The following is a 9,284-nucleotide window of genomic DNA, read 5'->3' as shown; positions in this document are numbered from 1 at the left end:
ACCGACCTCACGACGTGGCTCTCGATGCTGCTCGCCGCAGGAGAGCACGACGGCGAGCCCTTCATCCAGGCATCCTTGCTCGTGCCCGCGATGTCGCCGCAGATCGTCGGATCACCGCCGTCCTCGTTCGGGTCGCGCGCCGGCTACTACGGCTACGGGTTCAACGTGGGCACGACGGCGGGCGGCCTCGTCGACGTCAACCATTCCGGGGCGTTCCTGCTCGGCACCGGCACGGTGTTCAAGCTGCTGCCCGAGGCGGGCCTCGGCATCGTCGTGCTCTCGAACGCCTCCGCCAACGGCGTGCCCGAGAGCATCGCCGCGCGGTTCCTCGACATCGCGCAGTACGGGGCGCAGCGCCGCGACTGGCTGCCGCTGTTCATGGGCGTGTTCGAAGGGGAGTCCGAGCCTTTCGGGACGCTCGTCGGAGAGAAGCCCCCTGCCGACGCCGCCCCGGCACAGGCACTCGACACATATGCGGGGACGTACGCCAACGACTACTTCGGCGCGGCGACGGTGGCCGTCGTCGACGGCGGGCTGGAGCTCTCGCTCGGCCCGGCCGGGCGATGGGCGCTCGAGCACTGGACGGGGGACGAGTTCGTCTTCCGACCGTTCAGCGAGAACGCACCGCCGGGATCGATCTCGAAGGCGACGTTCGACGGCGACACGCTCGTGCTCGAGTACTTCGACCAGCACGGCCTCGGCACCTTCACACGCTGACTCACTCGGCGACCCCGGGCCGCCGTCTCGGTAGGCTCGAACGGTGAGCGTCACCGTCACCCCCCTGCAGGCCCTCCCGATCGAGCAGCTCCGGCAGCGCACCAGCACGAAGTGGCGCACGTACCCCGAGGACGTGCTGCCGCTGTTCGTGGCCGAGACGGACTTCCTGCCGGCGCCCACGGTGACCGCCGCGCTGACGCGTGCGATCGAGCTCGGCGACACGGGCTACACGCCGCCGGACCCGGGCATCCGCGACGCCTACGTCGGCTTCGCGGACCGGCGCTTCGGGTGGACGGTCGATCCCGCCCGCATCCGCACCACGTGCGACGTCATGATGGGCGTCGTCGAGCTGCTGCGGCAGGTGACCGAGCCCGGTGCCCGGGTGATCGTCACGCCGCCGGTCTACCCGCCGTTCTACGACTGCATCCCCGAGGCTGGAGCCGTCGTGGAGCGCGTGCCGCTGCGCGACACCGGCACGGCCTGGGAGCTCGATCTCGAGGGCATCGAGGCGGCTCTCGGCGCGGGCGCACGGGCCGTGCTGCTGTGCAACCCGCACAACCCGACCGGCACCGCGCACTCGCGTGAGAGCCTCGCCGCCCTCGCCGAGCTCGTCGAAGCCCACGGGGCCGTCGTCATCAGCGACGAGATCCACGCACCGCTCGTGAACCGCGGCGTCGTGTTCACGCCGTTCCTGGATGCCTCGCCCGCCGCCGCCCGCGTCGGCTACGCCGTCGCGAGCGCGAGCAAGGCGTTCAACACCGCAGGCCTGAAGTGCGCGCTCATGGTGACGGCCGACGACGCGACCACGGCCGTCGTCCGGGCGCTCCCGGCCGAGGTCGAGTGGCGCACCGGCCTCTTCGGCGCCCTTGCGGCGGTGGCGGCCTTCTCGCCCGAGAGCGATGCCTGGCTCGACGCGCAGCTCGCGGCGCTCGACGAGAACCGCGTGCTGCTCGCCGCACTGCTCGCCGAGCACGTGCCCGGCGCCCGCTACCGCATCCCCGATGCCGGGTTCCTCGCCTGGATCGACGTGAGCGCACTCGGCTGGGGCGACAACCCGGCTGCGAAGATCCTCCGGGAGGCGAAGGTCGCCCTGCACTTCGGGCCGCACTTCGGCGAAGAGGGCAAGGGGCACGTCCGGCTCAACTTCGGCTGTTCTCCCGAAGTCCTCCGCGAGGCGATCGTGCGACTCGGCGCGCTCGCGAGCTCGTGACGACGGCATCCGAACCCGCCCCCAGCATCTGGCACGCCCGCTACGTCTGGGTCACGATCGGCGCCGTCGCGCTGATCTTCCTCGCGGCGATCCAGTCGCTCGCCGTCACGACCGTGATGCCCGTGGTGAGCGCTGATCTGAACGGAGATCGGCTCTACGCCGTGGCGTTCGCGGGCACGCTCGCGACGAGCGTGATCGGCATGGTGGTGGTCGGCGCCTGGTGCGACAGGGGAGGAGTGCTCGCGCCGCTGACCACCGCCGTGGCGCTGTTCGTCGTCGGCCTCGTCATCGCCGGCGTCGCGCTGACGATGCCCGTGCTGGTGGCCGGACGTCTCGTGCAGGGCCTCGGCACCGGCGGGCAGACGGTCGCGCTGTACGTCGTGGTGGCCAGGGTGTATCCCGGGATGCTGCACGGTCGCGTGTTCGCGGCGTTCTCGGCGGCGTGGGTCGTCCCGTCGCTCATCGGGCCCTTCCTCGCCGGTGCGGTGACGGAGTTCCTGCACTGGCGCTGGGTGTTCCTGGGCGTCGCCGGGCTCACGGTGATCGCCTTCGCGATGGTGGTCGCGCGCCTGTACGGCCTCCCGCTGCACACGGACGAGCCGGCCACCGGGCGCATCGTGCCGCGCGTGGCGTGCGCTGTCGCTGTCGCCGTCGGAGCTCTGGGACTCAGCCTCGCGGGAGAGCTGGGGGCATGGGCGTGGGTGGGGGTGGCGGCATCCATCCTCGTCATCGCGCTGGCGGCGAGGCCCCTGCTGCCGCGGGGCACGCTGCATGCCGCGCGCGGGCTGCCGAGCGTCGTGCTCATGCGCGGCCTCATCGCGGGCGCGCTCTTCGGCGCCGAGATCTACGTGCCGTACCTGCTGATCGACGACTACGACTTCTCGCCGACGTTCGCCGGCCTAGGACTCACCGCCGCCGCGCTGGCGTGGGCGGCGGCCGCCGACGTGCAGGGTCGGTTCGGCGACCGCATCGGCAACACCCGCATCACCCTGATCGGCACGGCGCTGCTCGTGGCGGCGCTCGGCTTCGCCCTGCTGACGGCGCTGCTGGGGCTGCACCCGGCCGTGCTGATCGCGGGGTGGGGACTCGCAGGCGCCGGCATGGGTCTCATGTATCCGCGCCTCACGGTGCTGACTCTCGCGTACTCCACGCCGCAGAACCAGGGCTTCAACTCGTCTGCGCTGTCGATCTCGGACTCGGTCGGGTCCGCATCGGCGATCGCCGTGGCGGGACTCGTGTTCACTGCGCTCGCGGGGAGCGGAGCCGGGTTCCCGGCCGTGTTCGCCATCACCGGCGTGCTGGCGCTCGCGGCACTCGTGCCGGGGCTTCGGCTCGGGCACGCGCACGAGGCCGCCACGGTGCGCTGACGCAGGGTGCACCCCGTTCTCGGCGCACCTAGTTCTCGGCGCGCCCCAGTCGCCAATAGCCCATGAAGGCGACAGCGCGGCGGTCGACACCGTGCTCGGCGACGAGGTGGCGGCGCAGCGCCTTGATCGCGCCCGCCTCGCCCGCGAGCCACGCGTAGAGCCGCGCGCTCTTCAGCGCGGCCCCGCCCTTCGCGGTGCGCGGGACCTCCCACAGGATGTCGGTGTCGATGTCGATCTCTTCGACGTCCGCTCCCGCGCCGGCCGGAGCCAGCGCGGCCGCGGCGTCCTCGACCGCAGCCATCAGGTGCGCGTGCCGCTCGCCGGCGGTGCGCGCCCCGATGCGGTACTCGAACCCGGGATGCCGCGGCAGATACGCCGCGTCGTCCGGGTGCGGCAGCTCGACCGCGACCACGCCGCGCGCGTCGCGCGGGAGCTGCTCGAGGATCGCGGCGATGGCGGGCGCTGCGGTCTCGTCGCCGGCGAGCAGGATCGCGTCGACCTGCGCCGGCGGCACGAAGTCGATGCCGAAGCTGACGCCGTGGTGCCCGGTCGTGGGAGCGAGGATCAGCACCTCGTCGCCGGGGCGGGCGTTGGCGATCCACTCCGAGGCCGGCCCGATCACATCGTGCGAGACCATGTCGACATCGACCTCGCTGACGTGGTTGCGCACGTAGCGGGTGGTGTAGGTGCGGAACGGCGGGCGCCGCTCCTCGGGGAGCGCGCGCCACTGCGCATACCAGTCGTCGTCGGTGGGCATGGCGTCCAGCGGTGCGCCCGGCGCCGGGAAGACGATCTTCACGCGCTGGTCGAGTCCGGGGTCGCCGTACTCTGCGAGGTCGGCGCCGCCGAACGTGAAGCGGCGGAAGCTCGGCGTGACATCGGTGACGGCCGTCACGCGTGCGCGGAAGAAGCGGTAGGGCACGTCGGTCTCAGCCATGGGGGACTCCGGGAGAAGTTAGGTAAGGGTGCCCTAATCGAGCGCAGAGTCCACGTTACCGAGCGCCGCGCCGGATCGCCAATCAGGCGCGGCATCCCGGCCCGGTGAAGGCGAGAGCCCCGGCCGAATGACCGGGGCTCTCGTGAGGGGGATGCCGCGAGCCGCGGCATCCCGTTCAGTCCTTCGTCTGGTCGACCTTGCGCACGAGCGCCCACGCGCCCGGGATGATCGCCGCGGCGAGGCCCGCCTTGATGAGCCCGCCCACGATGAAGGGCAGCAGACCCGCCTGCAGGATCTCGGCGAACGACAGGTCGAGGCCCATCACGACGTTGAGGATGAACGCCATGTACGGGATGCCGAAGAGGAAGGGGACGATGCTCGCGAGGGCGAAGCCGACGAAGGCGAGTGCCGGCCGGCGATCCCAGGCGCGCTCCGCGAACCATCCGGCGACGAACGCCGAGAAGATGAATCCGATGACGAAGCCGAAGCTCGGCTTGCCGACAGCGGCCACCGTGCCGGTGAAGCCGGCGAACACGGGCAGGCCGGCGAGGCCGACGAGCATGTAGGTCGTGAGAGCCGCGGCTCCGCGCCCGGCTCCGAGGGCCGCGCCTACGACGATGACGCCGAGGGTCTGGCCCGTGATCGGGACGGGCCACAGGGGGATCTCGACCTGCGCCAGGAGCGCGACGATCGCGGCGCCGGCGATGACGAGACCGGCGTCGAGGGCGAACGCGCGAGCGCGCGAGGAGGGGCGGGCGATGACGTCGGCGAGCACGCGACGGGTGCCGGCGGAGGCGGCCGGGGCGGCGGCGATGGATGACATGGCCTCAGCCTAGGGGGCCACCGGCGCGGGAACTTGGACGCCGTCCACGAATGATCCGCCGATCCGCTGTCCGACCCCTACACGCGCCGGGACCGGGAGAGAGGCGATCCGCAGTGCCCCCGCCAGCAGCGCGACGGCGATCGCCGCGGTGGCCACGGTCGTGCCCACGACGAGCAGCAGCGCCACCGCCGAGGTTCCCGCGAGCACGGCCAGGGTGACGCGGCGCGGCGAGCCGGTCGGCGCCGGCGGCGCGGCCGCTTCGATGCGCGCGGCGGTGATCGCGACCGCCGCCGTCGCCGCGAGCGCGAGGGCGAGCCATGCCGGCCGGGTCAGCCACCAGGCCGGTCCGCCGATCGCGGGCAGCGGCAGGCCGGTGCTGAGCCCCCACACCGCCGTCACCCCGGCCAGGCTCAGCAGCACCGGCATGTGCCACAGGTACACCGTCATCGCACGAGGCGTCACGAAGTCGGTGAAGCTGCTCACTGCCCGCCGGTCCGCGAACCGGGCGATCGGCTCGCGGAGCAGCGTGAACAGAGCGGTGTGGGCGACGCCGACCAGCAGCAGAGCCGTCGTGGGCGGGTTGATGTTGGCGACGAGATCGGGGGAGTGGATGCCGCTCACGAACGACGCCGCCAGGCCGGCGACCGCTCCGACGGCGGCGATGACGCGGGTGCGACGCGAGAGCGCGTCGATCCGGCCGTCGGCGAGGAAGAACCCCAGCTGCTGCAGCGCGAGCCAGACGAACGCGAGGTTCAGGAAGCCGAGCGCGTCGACTCCCGAGACCAGGCGGGCGGCGTCGATGCCCGCCGCGGCCGCTGCGAGCAGCCCGATCGTGAGCAGCGGCGCGCGCTCGTGGCACCGCAGCAGCGCCGGCACGAGTGCCTGGCAGACGAGGAACACGCCCAGGAACCACAGTGGCTGCGAGAAGCGGAAGCCTGCCAGCGACACGAGATCGGCCGGGACCCCGGCGGTGGCGAGGACCGCCAGGAGCAGCCCGACGACCCCGATCGTGACGATCGCCGGTCGCAGCAGCCGGTGCACGCGGCCCGCCACGAACGCGATGGCATCCGATCCCCGCTCGCGCGACCGCCGGTAGGCGGTGGCGGCCGAGAACCCTCCGATGACGAAGAACAGCGGCATCACCTGGAGCACCCAGCTGAGCGGCACGATCCACCAGGTGCCGTCGCTCGCGTTGACGAAGGACGGGGCGCCGTCCGGCACGGCGACGCCGACCATCATGGCGTGCAGCACGACCACGCCGAGGATGCAGGCGGCCCGGACGAGATCGACGGCTCGGTCCCGGCCGCGAGGGCGGAGAGCGGATGCCGCGGGTGCGGCCGTTGCGACGGTCATGGGTCCTCCTCGGGACGTCGGTCCCGGAAGGCTAAGCGGGCGGTGTCCGCCGCGTCATCGCACCGTGGTGCCGTCGTCGCCTCACCCCGTGGGGGGATGCCGCGGCCCGTCAGGAGGCCGGCTCGACGAGGCCCGCGTCGTAGGCGAAGATCACGGCCTGCACGCGATCGCGCGCGCCGAGCTTGGCGAGCACCTTGCCCACATGGGTCTTCACCGTCTGCTCGGAGATGAACAGCTCGGTGGCGATCTCGCCGTTGGAGCGGCCGCGCCCGATGAGGGTCAGCACCTCGCGCTCCCGTTCGGTGAGCTCGTGCAGCCCGGCGGCGGCCCGGCTCGCGCGCGGCCGGCGCGCGGCGAAGTGCTCGATCATGCGACGGGTGACGCTCGGCGCGAGGAGGGCGTCGCCCCCGGCCACCACGCGCACGGCGTGGACGAGATCCTCGGGGAGCGCGTCCTTCAGCAGGAACCCGCTCGCGCCGGCCTCCAGCGCGTCGTAGACGTAGTCGTCGATGTCGAAGGTCGTCAGCATGAGGATGCGCGGGACATGCGCCGCCGGGTACGACGGGCCGAGGATGCGCCGTGTCGCCGCGATGCCGTCGAGCTCGGGCATCCGCACGTCCATCAGCACGACATCGGGGTCTGTGCGCGCGGCGAGCGTGACCGCCTGAGCGCCGTCGGCCGCCTGACCGACGACGCGGATGTCGTCCTGCGCGTCCAGCAGCGCCGCGAAGCCGGCACGCACCATCGCCTGGTCGTCGGCGATGAGGACGCTGATCGTCACGTGGACTCTCCGTTGTCGCGGGGATGAGGGTTGTCGCGGGGATGAGGGTTGCGGGGAGGCTCCGGCGGGGGTGGCGGCACCGGAAGGACCGCGCTCACCGTCCAGCCGCCGTCGGCATCCGGCGCGGCGTCCACGCTACCGCCCACCAGCGCCGCGCGCTCGGCCATGCCGACGAGCCCGTGTCCTGCGACGGCGGACGCCGGCGCGGAGGCGGCGTCCCCATCGGGTGACGGCCCGTTGCGCACGAGCAGGCGCACGGCGACGGCATCCACGTCGACGCGGAGGACGATCGGCGCACCGGGCGCGTGGCGCACGGCGTTGCTCAGCGCCTCCTGCACGATCCGGAAGGCCGCGATGTCGACGGCGCCGGGCACCGGCGAGTCCGGCACGGCGATCGTCGCGTCGAGGTCGGCACCGGCGCGCCGGACGGTCTCGACGAGGCCAGGGATGTCGCGAAGCCCCTGCTGCGGCACGAGGTCGGCCGACTGGTCGTCGGTGCGCAGCACACCGAGCAGGCGCCGCATCTCGGCCAGTCCGGTGCGCGCCGTCTGCGCGATCTCGTCGAACTCGCGGGCGGCCTCGTCGGGCAGCCCGGGGACGCGGTACTTCGCGGTGGATGCCTGCACCTGGATGAGCGACATCCCGTGCGCGACGACGTCGTGCAGCTCCCGCGCGATGCGCGTGCGCTCCTCGACCACGAGCCGGCGGGACTGCTCCAGCGCGGTGAGCTCACGTTCGCGCGTGAGCTCCGCGCCGACCCGCATGCGGCCCGCCAGCAGCACGGCGAGCAGGTAGACGCCACCGACCACCGCCGTGGTGACGATCAGGGTGTTGGCGCTCGGCACGGCGGGGAACACGATGGCGGCAGCGACGCCCGCGGCGCTGCCGAGCGCGTACTGCGCCAGCCCGACGCGCCAGCCGTACTCGAGGGTGACGGCGGCCACCATGACCACGAACGCGATCAGCATCGGCACCGACCACGGCCACGGGGCCGAGAGGGCGCTGTCGCGCGGGACCACCAGCGGGAGCAGGGCCGCGGCGGCGGTGAACAGCGCGATCGCCGTCTTCGGGTACCACAGCGCGGCGAGCGGTGCCGTCACGGCCGCAGCGCCGAGCAGCAGCGCGAGGGCGACCGGCGTCCCGTACGCGGCAGCGTGCACGGGGACGAGCACGCTGAACAGCACCAGCGCGATCGGCGCGAGGACCGCGATCATCCGACCTCGCCGGTCGGCCGGCCACGCGTCCCGCAGCTTCCGCTTCGACCGGGTCTGCTCCGCCTTCACCGCCACGGGTGTCATCCTGCCACCTCGGCCGGGCACGGCTCGGGCACCTCGCGCGCGGCCGTCTCGCGCGCGGCCGTCTCGCCGGCCCCGGTCGCGGCAGCCGTGCGGCGCCGCCGCACGGCTGCGATGCGCTCGACCGCGAATCCGATCACGAGGGCGAAGACGATGCCGATGACGGCGCTCAGCAGCGGCTGGCCCTCCAGCCACGCGCCGGCCAGCAGGCCGATCGCCGCGCTGTACGCGGCCCACGTGATCCCGGCGAGGACGCTCAGCGGAAGGAACCGGCGCCAGGGGTACCGCAGCGCTCCGGCCGTCATGTTGACCGCGACCCTGCCCACGGGGATGTAGCGCGCGGCCAGGATGAGCGGCGCACCCCGGTGCTCCAGCGCCCGCTGCGCCCGTTCCACCGCGGCGGCGACACGCGGGCGCCGCATCCAGCCCCACCGACCGACGCCGACCGCCCGGCCGATCGCGTACGCGATGTTGTCGCCGATGACGGCGCCGATCGCCGCGACGGCGCACAGCAGCACGATGTTCCCGACGCCGGCCGACGCGGTCACCGCCGCGGCGGCGACGAGCACCGTCTCACTCGGGATCGGCGGGAAGAACCCGTCGATCACGGCGGTGCCGAACATGACCAGGAGCAGCCACGGCGACGCGGCGGCCTGCAGGATGAGCTCGTTGAGGAAGTCCACACTGCGACGGTAGAAACACGGTGCGATCGGGCACATCGCCCTCAAGTACCACCCGCATCCCTCTGCGGGGGTATTTGGCGCCGCCGGCGGCCACCCCGCGCCCGTATACTGGATGGCT

Annotated in this window: 9 protein-coding genes; 3 read left to right on the top strand and 6 right to left on the bottom strand. The window is 73.0% G+C overall.

All coding sequences use genetic code 11. The features are described 5' to 3' along the window. From FB391_RS12450 to FB391_RS12440, 3 genes are all read left to right on the top strand, one after another. The coding region (locus FB391_RS12450) for a DUF3471 domain-containing protein (RefSeq protein WP_141894655.1) at positions 1-717 on the top strand (717 nt) is incomplete at its 5' end. Positions 718-760: 43 nt separating this feature from the next. Then, positions 761-1,927 carry a MalY/PatB family protein gene (locus FB391_RS12445; protein WP_141893573.1) on the top strand — a complete coding sequence of 389 codons (1,167 nt, stop codon included), beginning with the start codon at positions 761-763 and terminating at the stop codon, positions 1,925-1,927. Next, complete coding sequence (locus FB391_RS12440) at positions 1,924-3,294, top strand: MFS transporter (RefSeq protein WP_141893574.1); 1,371 nt, start codon at positions 1,924-1,926, stop codon at positions 3,292-3,294. Before FB391_RS12445 ends, FB391_RS12440 begins: the two co-directional genes overlap by 4 nt. Before the next feature lie 28 nt (positions 3,295-3,322). On the opposite strand, the gene FB391_RS12435 is transcribed toward FB391_RS12440, so the two are convergent. The 6 genes from FB391_RS12435 to FB391_RS12410 all read right to left on the bottom strand — a co-directional run bounded on the left by FB391_RS12435 (position 3,323) and on the right by FB391_RS12410 (position 9,166). Beyond that, positions 3,323-4,231, bottom strand: a complete 909-nt coding sequence (locus FB391_RS12435; RefSeq protein WP_141893575.1) for a siderophore-interacting protein — start codon at positions 4,229-4,231, stop codon at positions 3,323-3,325. 175 nt (positions 4,232-4,406) lie between these two features. Next, entirely contained in the window at positions 4,407-5,054 is a 648-nt protein-coding gene (locus tag FB391_RS12430; RefSeq protein WP_141893576.1) for a biotin transporter BioY, read from the bottom strand. Positions 5,055-5,063: 9 nt separating this feature from the next. Beyond that, the gene (locus FB391_RS12425; protein ID WP_141893577.1) at positions 5,064-6,407 is read right to left on the bottom strand and encodes an acyltransferase family protein; all 1,344 of its coding nucleotides are present in this window, start codon (positions 6,405-6,407) and stop codon (positions 5,064-5,066) included. 109 nt (positions 6,408-6,516) lie between these two features. After that, positions 6,517-7,188 (bottom strand): response regulator, encoded by a 672-nt coding sequence (locus tag FB391_RS12420; RefSeq protein ID WP_141893578.1) that lies wholly within the window; start codon positions 7,186-7,188, stop codon positions 6,517-6,519. Then, complete coding sequence (locus FB391_RS12415; RefSeq protein WP_141893579.1) at positions 7,185-8,486, bottom strand: sensor histidine kinase; 1,302 nt, start codon at positions 8,484-8,486, stop codon at positions 7,185-7,187. Before FB391_RS12415 ends, FB391_RS12420 begins: the two co-directional genes overlap by 4 nt. Further along, positions 8,483-9,166, bottom strand: coding sequence for a DedA family protein (locus FB391_RS12410; protein ID WP_141893580.1), 684 nt, complete (start codon positions 9,164-9,166; stop codon positions 8,483-8,485). Before FB391_RS12410 ends, FB391_RS12415 begins: the two co-directional genes overlap by 4 nt. Positions 9,167-9,284 lie beyond the last annotated feature (118 nt).

The organism is Microbacterium kyungheense, assembly GCF_006783905.1.
Lineage (GTDB): Bacteria > Actinomycetota > Actinomycetes > Actinomycetales > Microbacteriaceae > Microbacterium > Microbacterium kyungheense.
This window is presented reverse-complemented; position numbering and strand designations above follow the sequence as displayed.